The 17,489-nt window shown below is 66.5% G+C and carries 19 protein-coding genes and 1 tRNA gene; 10 read left to right on the plus strand and 10 right to left on the minus strand.

All coding sequences use genetic code 11. The annotated features are described in order from the left end of the window. Window positions 1-41 precede the first annotated feature (41 nt). Genes WC729_RS23755 through yajC form a run of 4 tightly spaced genes read right to left on the minus strand, consistent with a single transcriptional unit; the run spans window position 42 to window position 3,352 of the window. Window positions 42-413: an MTH938/NDUFAF3 family protein gene (locus WC729_RS23755; protein ID WP_372856932.1), complete on the minus strand. Its 372-nt coding sequence runs from the start codon at window positions 411-413 to the stop codon at window positions 42-44. Between the two features lie 21 nt (window positions 414-434). Continuing rightward, a complete protein-coding gene (secF, locus tag WC729_RS23760; protein WP_372856933.1) occupies window positions 435-1,403 on the minus strand; it encodes a protein translocase subunit SecF in 969 nt (322 codons plus the stop codon). A 13-nt stretch (window positions 1,404-1,416) separates the two neighbouring features. Further along, a complete protein-coding gene (gene secD / locus WC729_RS23765) occupies window positions 1,417-3,021 on the minus strand; it encodes a protein translocase subunit SecD (RefSeq protein WP_372856934.1) in 1,605 nt (534 codons plus the stop codon). Between the two features lie 4 nt (window positions 3,022-3,025). Next, the gene (gene yajC / locus WC729_RS23770; RefSeq protein ID WP_372856935.1) at window positions 3,026-3,352 is read right to left on the minus strand and encodes a preprotein translocase subunit YajC; all 327 of its coding nucleotides are present in this window, start codon (window positions 3,350-3,352) and stop codon (window positions 3,026-3,028) included. 186 nt (window positions 3,353-3,538) lie between these two features. Between yajC and WC729_RS23775 the strand changes: the two genes are divergently transcribed. The 4 genes from WC729_RS23775 to WC729_RS23790 all read left to right on the plus strand — a co-directional run bounded on the left by WC729_RS23775 (window position 3,539) and on the right by WC729_RS23790 (window position 6,302). After that, window positions 3,539-3,850 carry a putative quinol monooxygenase gene (locus WC729_RS23775; protein ID WP_372856936.1) on the plus strand — a complete coding sequence of 104 codons (312 nt, stop codon included), beginning with the start codon at window positions 3,539-3,541 and terminating at the stop codon, window positions 3,848-3,850. 75 nt (window positions 3,851-3,925) lie between these two features. Then, the gene (locus tag WC729_RS23780; protein WP_372856937.1) at window positions 3,926-4,600 is read left to right on the plus strand and encodes a hypothetical protein; all 675 of its coding nucleotides are present in this window, start codon (window positions 3,926-3,928) and stop codon (window positions 4,598-4,600) included. A gap of 449 nt (window positions 4,601-5,049) precedes the next feature. Then, window positions 5,050-5,126, plus strand: a tRNA-Pro gene (locus WC729_RS23785). Window positions 5,127-5,873: 747 nt separating this feature from the next. Beyond that, on the plus strand, window positions 5,874-6,302 hold the full coding sequence (locus tag WC729_RS23790) for a hypothetical protein (protein WP_372856938.1): 429 nt from the start codon (window positions 5,874-5,876) through the stop codon (window positions 6,300-6,302). A gap of 84 nt (window positions 6,303-6,386) precedes the next feature. On the opposite strand, the gene WC729_RS23795 is transcribed toward WC729_RS23790, so the two are convergent. From WC729_RS23795 to WC729_RS23815, 5 genes are all read right to left on the minus strand, one after another. Then, window positions 6,387-7,028 (minus strand): cysteine hydrolase, encoded by a 642-nt coding sequence (locus WC729_RS23795; protein ID WP_372856939.1) that lies wholly within the window; start codon window positions 7,026-7,028, stop codon window positions 6,387-6,389. Between the two features lie 363 nt (window positions 7,029-7,391). Continuing rightward, a complete protein-coding gene (locus WC729_RS23800; RefSeq protein WP_372856940.1) occupies window positions 7,392-8,393 on the minus strand; it encodes a DUF2268 domain-containing putative Zn-dependent protease in 1,002 nt (333 codons plus the stop codon). A 65-nt stretch (window positions 8,394-8,458) separates the two neighbouring features. Continuing rightward, on the minus strand, window positions 8,459-8,863 hold the full coding sequence (locus WC729_RS23805) for a nuclear transport factor 2 family protein (RefSeq protein WP_372856941.1): 405 nt from the start codon (window positions 8,861-8,863) through the stop codon (window positions 8,459-8,461). An 88-nt stretch (window positions 8,864-8,951) separates the two neighbouring features. Then, complete coding sequence (locus WC729_RS23810; RefSeq protein WP_372856942.1) at window positions 8,952-9,335, minus strand: hypothetical protein; 384 nt, start codon at window positions 9,333-9,335, stop codon at window positions 8,952-8,954. Window positions 9,336-9,470: 135 nt separating this feature from the next. Next, a complete protein-coding gene (locus WC729_RS23815) occupies window positions 9,471-10,790 on the minus strand; it encodes a sensor histidine kinase (RefSeq protein WP_372856943.1) in 1,320 nt (439 codons plus the stop codon). 165 nt (window positions 10,791-10,955) lie between these two features. Here WC729_RS23815 and WC729_RS23820 point away from each other — a divergent pair, with 165 nt between their 5' ends. Genes WC729_RS23820 through WC729_RS23845 form a run of 6 tightly spaced genes read left to right on the plus strand, consistent with a single transcriptional unit; the run spans window position 10,956 to window position 16,665 of the window. Further along, window positions 10,956-11,939: a hypothetical protein gene (locus WC729_RS23820; protein WP_372856944.1), complete on the plus strand. Its 984-nt coding sequence runs from the start codon at window positions 10,956-10,958 to the stop codon at window positions 11,937-11,939. 21 nt (window positions 11,940-11,960) lie between these two features. Beyond that, window positions 11,961-12,212 carry a hypothetical protein gene (locus WC729_RS23825; RefSeq protein ID WP_372856945.1) on the plus strand — a complete coding sequence of 84 codons (252 nt, stop codon included), beginning with the start codon at window positions 11,961-11,963 and terminating at the stop codon, window positions 12,210-12,212. Beyond that, complete coding sequence (locus WC729_RS23830) at window positions 12,209-13,876, plus strand: tetratricopeptide repeat protein (RefSeq protein ID WP_372856946.1); 1,668 nt, start codon at window positions 12,209-12,211, stop codon at window positions 13,874-13,876. The genes WC729_RS23825 and WC729_RS23830 overlap by 4 nt, the downstream gene beginning before the upstream one ends. A 1-nt stretch (window position 13,877) precedes the next feature. Next, the gene (locus WC729_RS23835; protein ID WP_372856947.1) at window positions 13,878-14,348 is read left to right on the plus strand and encodes a hypothetical protein; all 471 of its coding nucleotides are present in this window, start codon (window positions 13,878-13,880) and stop codon (window positions 14,346-14,348) included. A 36-nt stretch (window positions 14,349-14,384) separates the two neighbouring features. Continuing rightward, window positions 14,385-15,872: a hypothetical protein gene (locus WC729_RS23840; protein WP_372856948.1), complete on the plus strand. Its 1,488-nt coding sequence runs from the start codon at window positions 14,385-14,387 to the stop codon at window positions 15,870-15,872. A gap of 25 nt (window positions 15,873-15,897) precedes the next feature. After that, window positions 15,898-16,665: a hypothetical protein gene (locus WC729_RS23845; RefSeq protein WP_372856949.1), complete on the plus strand. Its 768-nt coding sequence runs from the start codon at window positions 15,898-15,900 to the stop codon at window positions 16,663-16,665. Here WC729_RS23845 and WC729_RS23850 read toward each other — a convergent pair. After that, window positions 16,662-17,315 (minus strand): LuxR C-terminal-related transcriptional regulator, encoded by a 654-nt coding sequence (locus tag WC729_RS23850; protein WP_372856950.1) that lies wholly within the window; start codon window positions 17,313-17,315, stop codon window positions 16,662-16,664. The genes WC729_RS23845 and WC729_RS23850 overlap by 4 nt on opposite strands. Between the last annotated feature and the right edge of the window lie 174 nt (window positions 17,316-17,489).

Consider the following 17,489-nt stretch of genomic DNA (forward strand, 5'->3'; position numbering starts at 1 on the left):
CTTTTGAGACCGGGGTATGATAACCGCGCACCCGGCGGGGGTCAAAGCGGGTAGAGCGCACCCGCGATCCAGCGGCCTTCGCCGCGCAGCACTGCCCAGGCGCGCGCCGCAGCGCGGCTGTCCATGGCCTCGATGCCGAGCCCGCGCGCTTCGATCGCGCGCACGAAGGATAGCGGCGGGCGCACCAGTGCCGGGCCGGTGCCGAGCAGCAGGAACTCGGGGAATGGATCGAGCGCGAGCAGCGGCGCGATATCGTCGGCGCTCAGCTCCTCCAGCGGCGGCGGGGTCCAGCCGTCGGCTCGCACGGGCGAGATCAGCAGCGCGCGATAGACGCCGTCGTCGACCTTGAACCCGCCGCTCGAAAAGGCCGAGATGATCGGCCCGTCGGTCTGCTGGCCCTTATCCATGCGCATGGTGGGTTACCCCGAAACGCCTCAGGGCATGTCCTTGAAGGCAACCCGCTCGGCCTTCGACCCCGGCGTGTCGTCGGGCTTCGGCTCGGCGCGGAGGCCGAGCGAGATGAGCAGCGACGACGAGACGTAGATCGACGAATAGGTGCCGACGAAGATGCCGAGGATCATCGCCGCGGTGAAGCCGCGCAGCACATGGCCGCCGAAGATCAGCATCGCGAACAGCGCGAGCAGGATGGTGACGGAAGTCATCACCGTGCGCGGCAGCGTCTCGTTGACCGAGAGGTCGACGATGTGCGGCATGTCCATCTTGCGATAGCGGCGCATATTCTCGCGGATCCGGTCGTCGATCACGATCTTGTCGTTGATCGAATAGCCGATGATGGTGAGCACGGCCGCGACGATGTTCAGGTCGAATTCGAACTGAGTGAGCGCGAAGAAGCCCAGGGTCATCAGCACGTCGTGGATGATCGCGACCGCGGTCGAAACGCCGAACTGCCATTCGAACCGGAAGATCGCGAACAGGCTGATGCCGACCACGGCGAGGACGACCGCGAGGATGCCCTTCCAGATCAGCTCGCCCGACACCTTGCCGCTGACGGCATCCTGCTTCGAGAAGCGGGCGTCCGGGAACTCCTTGTTGATCGCGGTCTGCACCGCCGCGACGGTCTTGTCGGTCGCGTCCTTCTCGGTGCTCTTGGGCGGCGGCAGCTTGATCGAGATGGTCTTGCCGTCGGTGCCGACCGACTGAAGCCGCACTTCGCCGAGACCGAGCCGGTCGACGACCTGCCGCAGCTTGTCGGTCGAGGGCGGGGTCTCGAACTTCTCTTCGATCATCAGGCCGCCGACGAAATCGACGCCGAGGTTGAGGCCCCGCGCGAACACCAGGGCGACCGCCGCGATGGTCAGCAGCATGGTCAGCCCGAACGCCCATTTGCGCAGGGAGACGAAGGGAAGGTTGGTGTTGTCGGGGACGAGTTTCAGGAGACGCATAGCCGGTCGCCGATCAAATGTTGAGGTGGCTGGGGCGCGTACGGCGGACCCAGAGCACGACGAGCATGCGGGTGAAGGTGACGGCGGTGAACACCGAGGTGCAGATGCCGATCAGCAGCACGACCGCGAAACCCTTCACCGGGCCGGAGCCCAGCAGCAGCATGATGACGCCTGAAATGGCATGAGTCGCGTTCGCCTCGAAGATCGTCCGGCTCGCTTCCTTGTAGCCAAGCTCGATCGATTGAATCACCGATCGCCCGCGCCTCTGCTCTTCGCGGATTCGTTCGTTGATCAGCACGTTCGCGTCGACCGCGGTACCGATGGTCAGCACGAAGCCGGCGATGCCGGGCAGGGTCAGCGTGCCGTTCAGCACCGCCAGCACGCCCATGATGACCACCACGTTGATGACCACCGCGAAGTTCGCATAGATGCCGAAACGTCCATAGGTCACCAGCATGAAGGCGATGACCAGGATTACCGCGATCACCGACGCCTTGATGCCGGCCTGGATCGAATCCTTGCCGAGGTCGGGGCCGACGGTGCGTTCCTCGATCACCTTCAGGGCGACCGGCAGCTTGCCCGAACGCAGCGCGATGGCGAGCTCGTTCGCGCTCTCTACGGTGAAGCTGCCCGAGATCGACGCGGTGCCGCCAAGGATGGGCTCGCGAATGCCGGGGGCCGACAGCACCTTGTTGTCGAGGATGATCGCGAAGGGGTGGCCGACATTGGCCTGAGTCACGCGCGCGAACTTCTTGCCGCCCTGGCTGTCGAAGGTGATCACCACCTCCGGCTCATTGGTGGTCTGGTCGTTGCTCTGCTGCGCGTTGATCAGCTGGTCGCCGGAGATCATCACCGATCGCTTGACCGCGATGAACGGCACGCCCGACGGGTTGCCGGCATAAGGCAGCACCTGGCTGCCGACGGGCGCGATGCCCTGGGCCAGCTGGTTGGGATCGGTCACGGTTTCGTCGACCAGCTTGAATTCGAGCTTTGCGGTCGTACCGAGCAGCTTCTTCAACGCATCCGGATTCTGCAGGCCGGGCACCTGGACGACGATCCGGCTGCTGCCCTGGCGGACGATGGTCGGCTCCTTGGTGCCGAGCTCGTCGATGCGCTTGCGCACGACCTCGGTCGCGTCGCCCATGGCCTGGTTGATCGCCTGGTCGATGCCGGCCCGGGTCGGGGTCATGACGAAGCGGGTGCCGTCGACCACCTCGATGTTCCAGTCGCGCTGGCCGGTCAGGCCCGCACCCGTGGTCAGGGAATTGAGCTGCTCGCGCGCGGCGTCGACCTGAGTCACGTCGCGCAGCATGAAGTTGACCTTGCCGTCACGCGTCGAGATGTCGCCGATATCGATCTTCGGCGTGGCGCGCCGCATCCGGTTCGCGACCTCGTCGCGCATCTGCTCGACCCGCTGGTTGATCAGGGAGTCGGTATCGGCCTCGAGCAGCAGGTAGCTGCCGCCAGCGAGATCGAGGCCCAGATTGATCCGGGGATGCGGGAACGAGCCCCAGGCATTGGTCTGGTCTTCCGAGAAGAAGCTCGGGATCGCCAGCGCCATCAGCGCGGCGAGCAGCACCAGGATCGAGGTGACCTTCCAGCGCGGGAAATCTAGCATCGGATTAATCGTTCGCCGGCTTGGTGCCGAACGGAGTGACCTCCGCCAGCATCGCCTTGACCACGCGCACCTTGACGGTGGGCGCGATCTCGACCTCGACATGACGTTCCTCGACCTTGGTCACCTTGCCGACCACGCCGCCGGCCGTCACGACCGAATCACCCTTCTTCACTGCCTCCAGCGTGGCGCGGTGCGCCTTCGCCTTTTGCTGCTGCGGGCGCAGCACCAGGAAGTAGAAGACGGGGATGAGCAGCAGGTACGGGATGAGCACCAGGAAGGAACCGCCACTTGAGGCGGCGCCTGTGGCTGCATAGGCTGGGGTTGCGAACATGGCATCCTGAATGGCTTGGCCGAAATGGCTGGGGTTTCGAAAGAGACCTGGGTTATCGAAGAAACAGGGCCCACTCTATAAGCGCCGCGCGCTATCACTTGTCCGGTGACCACGCAACAATCGGTTGGTCGCGACGGCCGGCCCAAGCATAGACAAGCACAGATAGACAAGAACGGGGGGAGCGCCATGACCATCATCGTATTGGGACATATCCGGGTCGGAAGCGGCGAAGGCGCCAGGCTGCGCGACCTGCTGGTGGAGCATATGGCGACGACCAATGCCGAGACCGGCTGCGAGTATTACAACTTCGCCTATGATGCGGGCGACCCCGATCTGATCCGCATTTCCGAACGCTGGACCTCGGCCGAGGCGCTCGGGGCGCATGGCGTCGCCGATCACCAGAAGGCGTTCGGCAAGAGCCTGGCGGCGTTCGAGATCAAGGAGATCAGCGTGAAGGCCTGGGACGGCCAGTTCTGGAAGACGCTCATTGGCGAGTGAGCGGGGGGCGAGTGAGCGGGAAACGAACCGAATCGCGCCTGTCGGGCGTTCCAGTGACAGCCTAGAGACAGGACCATGTTGAAAACCGCGATCGCCCTTCTTCTCCTGCTCACGCCCGTCGCCGCAGGTTCCAGCCCGTCGCGCGACGGGCTGACCCAGACCGTGTTCACCGTGCGCGACAAGGCTTCGGTACTGGCGCAACTCGCCGGCGCGGAGGCGGACGCCAATGCGATCCTGGCCCGCATGCCCGGCGACAGCGACGCGCTGCTCACCCGGGCAATGGCGATCGGTTACCGCGCCAAGCTCACCAAGAGCCGGAGCGACGCCCTGGCCTGTCGCGCGCAGTTCGAGGCGCTGGTCGCCAGGAACCCGCGCGATCCCGAAGCGCAGGCGGCGCTTGGCGGCTGGCATATCGATGCGGTCGAGGCGCTGGGCGGGCTGGCCGCCCGCGCGGTGCTCGGCGCGCGCAAGGCGGCCGGGTACGAGGCGACCGACCGCGCCGTCGCGCTGGGCGGGGATCGCGCCCTGTTCACCGGGCTTGCCGCGTTGCTGCGGCTGTCGCTCGATCCCGAGGATGTGCGTGGCGCATCGCTGGCGGATGTGGCGAGCCGGGGAACGACGCCCACGACGCTCGACCGGATGATGCAGCGCCGGGCGGCGGAAATGGTCACCGTGCTCAAGGGCGGCGACCGGCGGCTGGTCAAGGCGATGGCCAAGCGCCTGTTGCCGCTCGGGCAGATCAAGGAATAGGGCGCTCGCGTCGCCCCGTTTCGTCCAGCGGCAAGGCCGGCGATCTCGCCCTGTTATTGCGCGATAACAGGGCGGGAACGGTGAGGATTTTTTCTCTCCCTGTTATTTCCAACTTTGTTGGAGATATTTTCTATTCGCCTCAATATGTTGCGACGCCTTCTCCCTGTTCCTGAATAACAGGGAGAGAGGCGCGCATAACAGGGAGCAATTCCTCCGAATAACAGGGAGGATCTTCGTCGGAACAGGGACCGGACATCTTCCAACAAGAGTCGCGGTCATGAGACACAGCAGACGGGATGCAGGGAGCACCCCGTCATCGGCACTGTGGCACGACCTTTGGGCGAGTTGAATCGAACGACGGCTGGCCGGGCCGATTTCGGCTCGTGGTTACCGCGTGGCTTCCGCGCTTGCATCCCGCGCTTCACCCGCATATGTGCCCCACCCTCGGTCGGGGCGTAGCGCAGCCTGGTAGCGCATCACACTGGGGGTGTGGGGGTCGCAGGTTCGAATCCTGTCGCCCCGACCAAGATTTTCAGCACTATATCAATGGGTTAAGTGGGCAGCGAAAGCTGCCCGTTTCCCTGCTCGCATGCTGTGTAGGCAGTGTAAGGCGGGCCATTGAATCGTCGCCCTCACAGCAATGCCCCGCAAACTAGCCTGCTGCGCCCACCAGGCTATTAGCCACGCTGGCTGAGTCTCTGTGGGCATAGCGGCTCCACACCCCGGTCTCTTCCCAGCGGCGCAGATCGGCAAGAACATTGTAAAACTCTTCGCTCAGCTTGCTCGCAATCATAACGGTGACAGGTGCAAGAACCCCTAAACTCGGCCTTCTCAAAGCGTGGCGCGATGCCTTACGCTACAACCTACCCCACCGCAGAAAAGAGGGTAGTTGCACCTGTCATCGTTGCGCCACCGTTATGCCATTGGATTTGCGAAACCCTGGCCATTCAGATAACCTGATTTCGCAGACTTTGGACCGCTGACTGCACGCGGGATTCAACAGCGAAGGCCAAGTATGGCGTGCGAGTTTTGCAAAAGGCTGCGCAGCTTATTCCGTATCGATTTTGGGCCAGACTGCGATACCGTCTTTGACTCCCTGTGGCACAAGTCAGGCGACTGGGAGGAGTCTCAGTCAAATCAGAGCGAGATTTGGGCTAGGGAATCGGACGATACTCTAGATCGGATCAGGGTCGCTTCACCACTCGTCGAGTCCGATCCGGGAGCCGCTATTCGGGTATTCCGGGAATTGGCTGAAGCAGGCTCTGTCTGCTCAATGGAGCTACTCGCGTGGCACCACCACACGGGCACCGGCGTCCCTCCCGATTTCGAGCAAGCCCAAGAATATTATCGTCGAGCGATATCCGGTGGCTCGTGGATGGCGACAATCGGATATGCACGGCTTCTGGCATTACATGGTCACTACGATCATTGTGAAAAACTGCTGGAAGACGGCGTAGGATCAGACTTCATCCCGGCCTATTTTTGGCTCGCCTGGTTTCGCCATGAGCGCTCCCCTGGCGGCAAGGCGCGCCGTGCAGTCAAGCCGTTGCTGGAGTACGCAGCGGACAAGGGGCATCCTGGGGCAAAGATCATTCTCGGCCGCTGGCTGACCATTGGGAAGTTCGGAATTCGCGAAATTCCGCGAGGCATCAGATTACTCAAGGGCAATTTTCTCGCCACCCTTAGCGAGTCCAGGGGGTAGTATGGCTATTACGGTGCCAGTTTACGGAATTGACCCCCGCTGGCGCGGCTAAGCTGGATCGCGTCGATCAAGCAGTCCTCTTCCTCACAAGCCATTGGGGCGGCCCGGCGCGATCCGCGCGAGCGCGGCCTGCATCTCCGCCACGCTGGTGACGATCGTGTCGCCAGCGAAGCGCAAGCTCTCGATCGATCGCCGCGCGGCCTCCGCGTCGCCATGGCCGCACGCGTCCTCGATCAGGATGGGGACGATGCCGAGATCGGCGGCGTGCCGGCAAGTGGGCTCGATGCCGATCTCCATCGCGATGCCGCAAATCGCGAGCGCCTGGAGCCCCGCGTCGCGCAGTGCCATGGCGAGTGGCGTGCCCTCGAAGGCGGACATGGTGAGCTTGTCGAAAACGAAGTCTTCCGGCTGCGGCGCGAGCGCGGGCACGATCTCGACGCCGGGGGTGCCGCGCAGGAACCAGGGCTCGACCACCGCGGGATCATCGGTGCGTTGCCACGCCATGGCCATGCGGACGGCGAACGCCCCCATCCACGCCTTGGGGAGCGACTGGTGACGGCACCAGGCAATCCGCATCCCCGCCGCCCGCGCGGCGGCGACCGTTTCGCCTACCCGGGCGATGACGGCGTCCGACTCCACCTGGTGGCAGATGCCGACCTGCATGTCATAGACCAGAAGCGCCGCTCGTGAGGGAGAGAGCCAGGATTCCAGATCGTTGGAGGCCATTGAGGGTCGTCCTATATAGCGCGAGGCGGTTTACCCATCGTCTGTAAATGGCGTCGGGCTCCTGTCGGCTATCGGAAACCGCGATGCGAGCGCAAACCCTATTATGGTGAACTTGGCGCAATCGAGAACCATCCCCGGTGTGACGGAGTCCGACTTCCTGTTCCGGGCGCCGATGTCAGGTCCGCCGTAGATCCCGGCGTAACGGGCGTAACGGTCATGACTTGCCCGAGAGCTGGCGGCGATAGCTGGAATCATGGCGGCGGAAGAGAGGCGCTTCGCGATGAGCATCGCGGTGCCGGACCTCGCAGGAAAGCCGGGAATCTCGGTGAAGGGTCGAGACCGCGCATCGTTGCTTCGTTCCCGCTATTTTTTGCCCGCCTCGTTGCCTGGCGCGATGGAAGCCAGGCGCATGCCCGGGTGCCAGCCGCTCTTGCGGAGGAACGCCTTCGGGTCCTGCATCAGAAAGATATCCCGGATCGCCTGCCGCTTGTCGCGGGCGTTCAGGTAATAGGCCTTGATGATCCGGTAGCCGACCCAATAGCCGAGATCGCCGGGGCGCTGATTGGTCCCGTTATACAGCCATGCCGAAAGGTCGGTCTTGCCCATGTCTGCGACGAACCGCGTCTCGATTTCCTTCTCGTGCCCCTTTGCCAGCTGGCCCGGCGCCTGATTGCCGACCTCGCCCGAGATGAGCTCCGCGGTGAACTCGCCGCCGCCTTCGATCAGAGACTGCGCGAGGACGGTGCGCGCCTCGCCCGGCCGTAGCGGCGCATCCTGCTGGATATGACCATATTCGTGCGCGATCACATGGACGAACCGATCCTCGATATCCGGATTGAGATACGTCGTCGCGCACAGGGCCTCGAGGCCGATCCGTACGCCGCCGGCATCGGTCATCCCGACCGGTTTCGTGCGCGACACCGCGATCGTGACCGGTGGGAACGAGCCCTGTGGATAGAGCTGTCGCAGGGTTGCGAGCGACACGGCCAGCCGGCGTTTCACGGCGGGCAACGCCGCCATGCAGCGGCGGGCGTCACTATAGGTTTCGGGATGCGCCGCCATCGCCTGGGCAATCGCCTCGCCCGTTACGCGGCGCAGGCGCGCGAGCTGGTGGAGGCCGTCCGAGCCCGGGTCGAGATACTCCCGTTGAATCTGGTCAGCGCTCGGATGCCCCTCCTTTGCGTCGTAGAGCTGGTAGAAGCGCACCACATCGCCGGTTTCGATGATGGGGTCAGTCGGAGGGCCGCCCTGTGCCACCGCCAATGAGGCAATGGCCGACAGCATCAATGCGATGCAGGTCACGGCACGACGCGCCTCGGAACGCAGCATGGCGCCGCAGACTGCCTTCGCCTCGTCGAACATCATGTGTTTCTCTCCAACACCGCTGACATGGGCCCAAATATTCACCGGCAGGTTTGGCGCGACGCCCTTCAGCCCTGCCGAAGCATCTCGTCGATCAGGCGTTGATCCTGATCGAGCACCCAGCATTCGGCCAGGAGCGAATCCCTGACGGCATAGATCAGCGTACGATCGACCTGGACGGGGCGCCCCCCGATCGAGAGCTCCTCGCGCACCAGGATCACGCCGCGCGTGGCGCCGACCGCTATGTCGCTGATCTCGACCAGCCGACGCTGCGACCTTCGGGAAAAATCGGCCAGGATTGCGAGAGCTGCGCGCTTGCCGCGGTGCACGCCGGCGAGAGGGCTGGTTCCGAAATAATGAAGCGTGAAGTCGTCATGGTAGCAGGCCGCGATCGCCTGCAGGTCGCCGGCGCGCCATGCCGCGGCGTAGCGGGTCAGGGTGGTCCGGATGTCGTCACTTGCCCTATCGTCCATCGCTGCGCCCCTGATGATTGTGCCTTACCTCACCGCATGAATGCACTCTCACGGCCGTTTTGAAAGTCACCGATTGCCGAGAGGTCGACTAAAGCCGGTCGACGGCCTTGCGGATCGCGCGGGGGATACGCGCCCATGCCGACAGCATGTTCATCCCGTAAAGCCAGCCGAAGGCGATGGCGGCGAATTTCAGTCCCTCGGCCACACCCTCTACCAGGCCGCCAGCGAAGAACATCGCAGCGCCGAACAGGCAGAAGACGAAGCCGTGCAAGCTGCGCAGATCATAGCGAAGAATGCGGCCGTCCGACCCTTGCTCGATCCAGAAGCGTCCCCGATCGTAAAGGACCATCGCCAGCCAGTTCGGGCCGAAAAAGTCGCTCCACATCGGCGAGTCGAAAACCAGATCATCTTCGCCCCGCCGGATCACTGGCTTTCGCTGCCGCTCCAGCAGATCCTCGATGCGATCCAGCACCGTCTCGTTCGCGCCCTTCCCGTCAATCAGAGTGGAGCCGGGCAGATGTCAGATGAAATCCCACATGAGCCGAGGTTAGGGCGTTTGGGCGCTGTCTGTCACCAAGTCGTAAGCGGTCATGACCGGCAGCCGCAATCAGGCCCCCCGCGGCAGTTCAACGTAAAACGCCGCCCCGCGCCGCCAGCGCGGTTCGAACGCTACGCCGCCGCCCATCAGCTCCGCCATCTTGCGCGACGAGGGCAGGCCGAGGCCGATGCCGCGCCGCCCGCTCGATTCCGCGGCGAGGCGGAAGTCCGCGAACAGGGTCGGGACCTCGCGATCGGGCACGCCGCGGCCATTGTCGATGACATGGATACGCACCCGGTCGCCGCAGCGGCGCGCGCCGACCAGGATGCGGGTGCCGCGCGAATGGCGCATCGCATTGTGGATCAGGTTGCGCAGCACGCGGGCGAGCAGATGCGGGTCGGCGACCGCGCTTTGCCGGGTGGCGATACAGGCGATGGTGAAGCCGCTGGCGGCGGCAAGCGGGGCGATCTCTTCGTTCAGGCGCGACAGCACGTCGCCGATCGCGATGGTGTCGAGCGTCGGCTGGATCATCCCGCTGTCGAGGCGGAGATGGTCGAGCAGCCGGTCGAGCAACGACGCCGCTTCCTCGAACGCGAGCTTCGCGTTGGCGACGGTGCCGTGCCGGTCCTCCGCCGCCGCGTCGCGCTTCGCGACATGGGTGAAGAACAGGGCAGCGGCCTGGAGCGGCTGGCGCAGGTCGTGCGTGGCGGCGGCGATGAAGCGCATCTTGGCGTCGCGCGCTTCGGTTGCGGCGTCGAGTGCTGCTGCCAGCTCGGTCGAGATCGCCTCCGCGCTGAGCCTCGCCCTGATCGCCGAACGGATCGCCACCTTGAGCGTCGCCGCCACCCCGACCATCAGCACGCCGAACGCGGCGAGGAACAGCGACAGCGGCACTGAATAGGGCCCGGGGTTGATCAGGAAGAAGATCGCCGCCGAGCCGAAGATCGTGACGACGCCGTAGAGGATTGTGCCCAGCGACTCGGCGGTCGAGATCACCTGGCCAGAGACGCAGGCAGCGTAGAAGATCACCATCAACAGCCGGAGCGGTTCCGACGCATAGGGCAGCAGCATCCACACGCTGGCGGCGACGGCGGTGTCGAACAGGATCGCGCAGAGCTTCCCGACCGGCGACCAGATCCGCATGATCTCCGCGTCGTCCGGTTTGCGCAGGAAGACGAGCACCGGGACGAGCACCATCACCACGACCACGATGATGACCATCACCGTCCAGGACCAGAGGCGCCACGCCGGCACGATTTCCGCGAACAGGCTGTGCACATAAGCCAGCGTGCCGGCGATCAGGATAGTGAAGGCGCCCGCCACGGCGAATTCGATGCGCGATTCCGCCGCGCGGATACGGGCATGGTCGGGCGAGGGCAGGCTGGCCATGGTGCGTTGTCCCGCAACCCGGATGCCCGCGCAATGGGCGCGAGGGGGCGCCAGATGGGTGAGCCGTTCGGCGCGCCATTTCCACCATCCGGATAGCCGCCTGGCCGACGCGGCGGGGCTTGCCGCGGTCCATGATCCGCCTCGTTCGAAATGGAGGAGGCGATCATGGTCCGTGCAGCCCGAACCGCAGCGGCGACCGCCGCGCTAGCGATCCTGATCCACCCGATCGCGGCGGAAACCCAGAACACGCGCACCATGACCGTGTCGGTGGTCGACCCGGCGGACCATCCAGTGCGCGATGCGCTGGTGTGCATCGGCACCGATGCCGACCGCAACGCTTTTGGTGCCGCGCGCACCGACGCACTGGGCAAGGCGCGCGTGCCCATTGCTGATGCGGGTCCGGAAGGAGCGCAGAGCGGGCTTGGCGCGCTCCCGGCGATGGCGGCGACCGTCACGGCCAATGTAGGAACGCGGGGCGGCACGGTGCGCGGCGCCATCGCGACCGGCGCGACCGTCCGGCTCCAGGCGAGCGGCGGGCCGGCCTGCCCGGCCGATACTGCCCCGACTCAGGTCGCGGGCACCATGGCGATCGATCCCAATGCGGTGCTTGCCGGTCTCGCGCGGCTGCCGAACCGGCCGATCGGCGAGCGGCTGGGGCCGCTCAATCGCCCCGAATATTGCTTCGGCGCGGCGGGGCAGCAATGCGTTGACCGGATCGGGCGGATCGGCACCTGCGTACTGGGCAGCTGCCTGATCAATGCGGGAAGCTGGCTGCATGACGAATGCTGCTGGCGCGACCGCAACGGCTATCTGTGCAGCGGCCAGTTCGAGCATGTGTTGACCCCGCCGCCGGGTGGCGGCAACCCCGGCATCAATTGCCAGGTCGAATTCTATGCGGCCTTCACCAGGCTGGATTCGATCTTCAGCTGGCGGCGCAATGTCGACTTCGCGGTGGCGAACAGCACTGGCCGGGTCGATCACGGTGCCTATTGCGCGCCTGCAGGCGCCTACATGATCGCGGGCGAGGAAGCGATGTGCTGCTCGCGCCGGGTGCGCCAGCCCAATGCGGTGGAGAGCGCCGCGATCGTTTCAGCCCGCGCGATCAACCCGCTGCTGCCCGCCACGCCGGCCCGCATCTGCGCGGCCTGACCCCCTCGCCCGGAGAACCCCATGCCTGCCATCTCCCTCCTGCTTGCGGTCGCCATGGCGTCGGTGCCGCCCGTCTGCACGACGGCCAGCCACGACCGGCTGATCGTTCAGCCCGGCCGCGACGTGTGCGGCGCGTCGCTCAACCAGCGCGGCGAGCCGCGTGCTTCGGGTTTCCTGCCGACGGCCTGCGCCGACGACAGGCTGCGCTACCGGATCGATGCGCGCGGCAATGCCGATCTGTGCGTCGCCCCGCGCCCGGGAGCCGGCGCATGAGCCGGCTGCTGACGCTCGCGGCGCTGGCCGGTGCGACCGCGCTTGGCGGGTGCGGCGGGGGCGGGAGCATGCCGGTGCAGAGTGCGGCGAGCCTCGCCGCGCCGGCCGACGACGCGACGCTCGAAAGCCGAGGTGCCGCCGCGCTCCAGGCCGGACACCCGCGCGAGGCGGTTGCCGCTTTTTCCGAGCTGACCGCCCGGCGCCCGCGCGATCCGTCGGCGCAGACCCTGCTCGCGCTGGCCTATCACCAGTCGGGCGAGACCGATCCCGAGGCCGTCGAGCTGGCGCTGGCGGGCTATGATCTCGCGCTGAAGGCCGAGCCGGGCAGCTTCTGGGCGGCGGCGCTTGCCGGGCGCGCGGCGTTCGACCGGGGGCGTTACGACGAAGCGACGCGGCGCTTTGCCCAGGCAGTGCTGGCACGGCCGTCCGATCCGGCGGCGTTGCTGGCGCTCGGCACGGCGGCCTATCGCAATGGCGATGTGACGCTCGCTGCCGCGAGCGCCGGGCGCGCCGCCGATCTTGCGACGACGCCCGAGGCAAAGCTGCCCGCGCTGCGCCTGGCCGCGCTGGCCGAGGCGGCGTCGGGCAATGCCGAACGCGGCCGGTCGCTGATCGCCGCGATCGACGCGATCGATCCGGCCGTCGCCGCTGCGCTGCAGCCGCGGGTCGCGCAACTTGCCCAGACCGCACCGGTCGATGCGCAGCCGGTTGCCGTGTCCTCCGAGCCGGTCGTCGCCGACACGCCGTCGCAGATCTCGGTCGATGTCGCGATCGTGCTTGCCCAGAACACCGCACGCGAGCGGATCGGGATGAACCTGCTCGACGGGCTGCGCCTGCAATATGGCTATAACCGTGCCGACACGCGCCGGGTGACACGGGGCGGATCGCCGAGCGATTCCTTCGAGCGCGTGATCACCGAGGCGATCGGGGTGCCGCAGCTCACCTACAACCTCAACCTGTTCAACCGGGGCGGCCAATTCTACCAGGTGGTGGCCCGGCCGACGCTGACTGCCTTTCGCGGCGAGGTCAGTGAGTTCTTTGTCGGGCGCACGCTCAAGGTCGCTGTCGGCGGGGTCAATCTCGGCCAGCTCGAGCAGATCGATATCGGTATCGAGCTGAAGGTGACCCCGGTCGAGATCACTGCCGACGGTACGCGCGTGCGCATCGAGACGGGGCGGTCGTTCCTCACTTCCGAACCGGCGGGCAGCTTCAGCGAGGCACTGACCACGTTCCGCCAGAAAGTCGCGGCGACGGCCGAGCTCAAGTTCGGCGAGACGCTGGTGCTGTCGGGTCTGTCGGAGAGCGTCGACGATCGCACATTTTCGAAGGTGCCGGTGCTGGGCGATATCCCGCTTGCCGGGTCCTTGTTCAACGAGCGGGCGATGACCTCGCGGCGCGATGCGGTGCTGATCCTGGTCACGCCGTCGCGGCCGACGGCGCTTCCGGGTCGGCCCTGGGCGCGCGCTGACAGCGTCGAGCGGCTGGCGCGGCTGTGGACCGAGATCGTCGACCCTTCGAGCAACGGCACCGATGCCGCGGCTCGGCTCGGGCGGATGCGGATGTTCACCCGCATGGCACCCGGCGACGCCCCGCTCGCCTGGCCGAGCCCCGGCAAGCTGAGCGGGCAATTGCTCGGCGAACTGCTTGCGCCGGGAGCACGTTGAGATGCGCGCGCTCACCCTCTCGCTTGTCGTTGCGATCGCGGTCGCACCGGCATTTGCCCAGCCGCAGATCGGAATGGGGCTCGGCTCCAACGAGCTGCCGCCACAGCTTCGCGCGAGCGGTTGCCCGGACGGCTATTGGCTCCAGACCCAGGCAGCGTCCAGCGCTGCATTGCCGGCCAACATGCTGTCCCAGCCGGGACGGCGACTGGTCGCGCGCTGCGTCGGGCTTGTCGTGGAATTGCCGCTGGCCTGTCCCGCCGGCCTGGATGTGGATCCGGTGCGGGGTCCGGACGGCTGCACCGCCAAGGGCGCCGCCGCCGCGATCCTCAAGCCGCGCGCACCGTCCTGCACTGCGCCGGCCAAGCTTAGCGTCGATGCCGGTCCGGACGGGCGCGACCTGTGCGTGAGCGAACGAATCGAACTGCCGGTGAAGCCGGTGACGCTGGGGCTCCCCTGGGGCTTCGGCCTGTGACGGTCGCAACAATCCCCCCGATCTTGGAGACGTGACATGCGTATCGACCGGAATGCCAACCTCGCCCGGATGCTGATCCCGGCGCTCGCCCTTGCCGGCTTCGCCTGGAGCGCGCCGGCGCATGCCGAATGGGAGACGGTGCACGGCGCGCCGATCGAGCCCGGCAAATCCTGCCCGAGCCCGCACGAACGCGACCCGAAATTGCGCAACAGCGACAATAGGCCGCTCGATATCCCGGCAGGGTTCAGCAACGAGATCGAGATCTATGGCCACGGCGTCGACCTGAGCCCCAGCGCGACCCTGGCCGGGCCGGGCACTGCGCACCGGGAACGCGGCGTCGGCGGCGGGGAGAATGGCGCGCGCGGGTGCGGCAATATCGGCTCGCTCGTCGTCAAGATAAAGGTGCCCTATGGCACACCGCCCGGCACGGCGACGCTCAACTTCGGCAGCGAAAGCATGCCCGTGCGGATCATCACCCCGAGCATCCTGCGCACCGAGTGGAGCCCACAGACGATGCAGGGCCGGTCGACCCTTGGAAATGGCCCGGCCCCTGCGCAGGGCGCTCCGGGGACACCCACTGGCCCCATCACCTCCACGCAAGGCCAGGGGTGCGGCCCCGGTGGCGGTCCGGGTTGCAACTCCAGCACCGGCGCAGTCTCGACTGGCGGCACCGGGAGCGGGTCTGGCTCGCTGGACGATCCGCCCCGGCTCGACGATGCGTTGGGCGGCTGCATCGACGATATCGGGGGCCGGGCGACGATCGCCGGCGCAATCCTGACGATCGACATGCCGCCGGGTCGCGGCGACGCGATCGAGATGCCGTGCCTGACCCGCCCGGTCTATTTCAACGTGGTGATGGGCGAGTATCGCGGTGACGTCGGGGGCTTCCGGGCCGGCATGATTCAGCCTTATCCCGATCGGGGCAAGGCCGTGATCCCGCCGCGCTATAGCGGCAACACCTCGGGCCTGACCGGGCCGACTGCGCTTGTCGATCCCAATCGCGATTTCCAGTCGATCCGCATGACCGCTGACCTGGCGCGGACCTTTGTCGGGGAGCGGCGCATTACCCTGGCCCCGGCGAGCGGGAGTGGCGGCGCCAGCGCCTTGACCCTGGTGATCCGCACCGACCCCGGAAACGGCATCCGCAATGTCGAGGGTGTGCCCTTTGGCGGGCCGCGCACCAGCGCGCGTTTCGAGGTCCGGTTTGACTTCGCGCAATCGACGCGGGCCGGCGGGGAGCAGGTCTTTTGGCGGCTGCGCCCGGTTGGCGGCAGCAATCCCGGTACCTGTTTCGTCGCGACGACCGGCGGCCTGACGGTGAGCGGGGCGATTGGCCGCTTCACCCTTGAAGCGACCGAGCGTGCCGGCTGCGCCGATGCGAGCTTCGCGCTCGATATCGGCCCGTCGCGCGCCGGTGCCGCCGTGTTCCAGGCGCCGTTCGCGCGGACGGTGACCTTCCCGCTGCCCGCGCTTTCGGCGCCGTCGCTGCCGCCCAGGGTCGACCTGCCGCGGCGACCCAACTGACATCCGGAAAAAGAGGAGACATGCCATGAAGCGCTTGAATCATATCACGCTGGCACTGGGCAGCGTCATCGCCCTGACCGCCGTCGCCGCGGCCGACACCCAGCCCATGACCAAGGTGACGGCAGGCGCGGCGGCGAAGCTGCCCGCGACCGCCAACCGCGCCGTTCCCGGCACGGCGATCAGGGTCGCAATGAGCAGTGGCCAGACGGGGATCTTCCGCTCCTCGACCCTCCGGCTGTCCGGACAGGCGGCGGTGGAAACGCTTGCGGTCGTGGAGAATGGCCGGGTGGTCGATCTCCATGCGCGCCAGAGCGGCACCTTCCTGACGCGCCGGCCAGGGAGCGGCATCCGCGCCTTGCCGGCTGCGACCTTCCGGACGCTGATCGGCTATGGCATCGATGCGCCGATCACTGATCCAGCACGGCGCGCGGCCTTCCTCGCAGCGGCACGACCGGCGACGGGCGGGACGTCGGGTCAGCACACGCCGCCGCCTTGTCCTGCCGATTTCGCCGCCGCGCCGCCGCATCGGCAGCAATTGCTGCTCAACAACCCCGCTTACGCCACCTGCAGCCTGAGCGCGCAGAAGGTACGGAGCCCGGTCCAGCTTGCGGCGCGAGGGTTTATCGAAGTGTTCGGCATTCCCGCTGCGGCCGCCTCCGACTGGTCGATGATCTTTTTCGAGGCCGGCACCGATCCCTTTTTCTCCAACTGGGGCTTCGAATATGTGCCTGACGAATATGTCGCAGTGAACATCGGCGGGGCGCGGGGCGTCTGGGCCAATACGGGCGGCTAGACGAACCCGTTCTCGCGAGCGCGGGCGGCCGCTTCAGTGCGGTTGCTCGCGCCGAGTGCCGCAAAGATATGCGCGAGATGAGTCTTCACCGTCGCGGGCGACAGCCCGAGCAGCCGCGCGATCTCCTTGTTCGACCGCCCGCGTGCCAGTTGGTCGAGCACGTCGCGATGCCGCTGGCTGAGCTTGCCATATGGTCCGATCGCTGACCATTCCGGGGTCGGTATTGGCACAGCGGCACGGCGCTCCCGTCCGCGCGCCAGATCGGCCACCCGGTCGGGAAGGTAGCGCCCGCCAGCGATCACCAGCCGCAGCGCTGCCTCGACCACGCCGGGCTCGACCGTTTTCGGCACATAGCCATGGATGCCGAGATCGAGCGCGGTGACGAGGTCGGCATCGTCATCCGAACCCGTCACCACCACGATGCGGGCGTCGCCGACCCGCGCCTTGAGCCCGCTCAGCCCCTCGGCCGGGCACATGCCGGGCATGTGCAGGTCGACCACGCACAGCTCGAGATCGTCGCGTCCTTCCGCAATGGCCCAAGCCTCGGCAAAGTCGGATGCGAGCAGCACCGGCGGGGCAGCGATGTCGGCCAGCACCAGCGCCAGCGCTGAGCGCACCAGGGGATGATCGTCACAGACCAGCGTCGCCATGGTCTAGCTCCTTCCGAGCTTCGAGCGGGACGCGGTACAAACGGCCGGATCGGCCCTGCAAAACGCTTTTCCTATATCATATATTTGATATAGGTCTGCGCCGACTCCACGCCCCGAACATGGCAAAAGCCGATGGGCGGCGGAGAGAAGAATAATCCGGCGGCGCGCGCCGGT

Origin of the sequence: Sphingomonas sp. (assembly GCF_041661825.1) — a bacterium.
Taxonomy (GTDB): Bacteria; Pseudomonadota; Alphaproteobacteria; order Sphingomonadales; family Sphingomonadaceae; genus Sphingomonas.

Excerpts from the sequence above, each read along its gene's own strand:
- WC729_RS23755 (WP_372856932.1), bottom strand. The coding sequence starts at position 413 with ATGCGCATGGATAAGGGCCAGCAGACCGACGGGCCGATCATCTCGGCC.
- secF (WP_372856933.1), bottom strand. The coding sequence starts at position 1,403 with ATGCGTCTCCTGAAACTCGTCCCCGACAACACCAACCTTCCCTTCGTC.
- secD (WP_372856934.1), bottom strand. The coding sequence starts at position 3,021 with ATGCTAGATTTCCCGCGCTGGAAGGTCACCTCGATCCTGGTGCTGCTC.
- yajC (WP_372856935.1), bottom strand. The coding sequence starts at position 3,352 with ATGTTCGCAACCCCAGCCTATGCAGCCACAGGCGCCGCCTCAAGTGGC.
- WC729_RS23775 (WP_372856936.1), top strand. The coding sequence starts at position 3,539 with ATGACCATCATCGTATTGGGACATATCCGGGTCGGAAGCGGCGAAGGC.
- WC729_RS23780 (WP_372856937.1), top strand. The coding sequence starts at position 3,926 with ATGTTGAAAACCGCGATCGCCCTTCTTCTCCTGCTCACGCCCGTCGCC.
- WC729_RS23790 (WP_372856938.1), top strand. The coding sequence starts at position 5,874 with ATGGAGCTACTCGCGTGGCACCACCACACGGGCACCGGCGTCCCTCCC.
- WC729_RS23795 (WP_372856939.1), bottom strand. The coding sequence starts at position 7,028 with ATGGCCTCCAACGATCTGGAATCCTGGCTCTCTCCCTCACGAGCGGCG.
- WC729_RS23800 (WP_372856940.1), bottom strand. The coding sequence starts at position 8,393 with ATGATGTTCGACGAGGCGAAGGCAGTCTGCGGCGCCATGCTGCGTTCC.
- WC729_RS23805 (WP_372856941.1), bottom strand. The coding sequence starts at position 8,863 with ATGGACGATAGGGCAAGTGACGACATCCGGACCACCCTGACCCGCTAC.
- WC729_RS23815 (WP_372856943.1), bottom strand. The coding sequence starts at position 10,790 with ATGGCCAGCCTGCCCTCGCCCGACCATGCCCGTATCCGCGCGGCGGAA.
- WC729_RS23820 (WP_372856944.1), top strand. The coding sequence starts at position 10,956 with ATGGTCCGTGCAGCCCGAACCGCAGCGGCGACCGCCGCGCTAGCGATC.
- WC729_RS23825 (WP_372856945.1), top strand. The coding sequence starts at position 11,961 with ATGCCTGCCATCTCCCTCCTGCTTGCGGTCGCCATGGCGTCGGTGCCG.
- WC729_RS23830 (WP_372856946.1), top strand. The coding sequence starts at position 12,209 with ATGAGCCGGCTGCTGACGCTCGCGGCGCTGGCCGGTGCGACCGCGCTT.
- WC729_RS23835 (WP_372856947.1), top strand. The coding sequence starts at position 13,878 with ATGCGCGCGCTCACCCTCTCGCTTGTCGTTGCGATCGCGGTCGCACCG.
- WC729_RS23840 (WP_372856948.1), top strand. The coding sequence starts at position 14,385 with ATGCGTATCGACCGGAATGCCAACCTCGCCCGGATGCTGATCCCGGCG.
- WC729_RS23845 (WP_372856949.1), top strand. The coding sequence starts at position 15,898 with ATGAAGCGCTTGAATCATATCACGCTGGCACTGGGCAGCGTCATCGCC.
- WC729_RS23850 (WP_372856950.1), bottom strand. The coding sequence starts at position 17,315 with ATGGCGACGCTGGTCTGTGACGATCATCCCCTGGTGCGCTCAGCGCTG.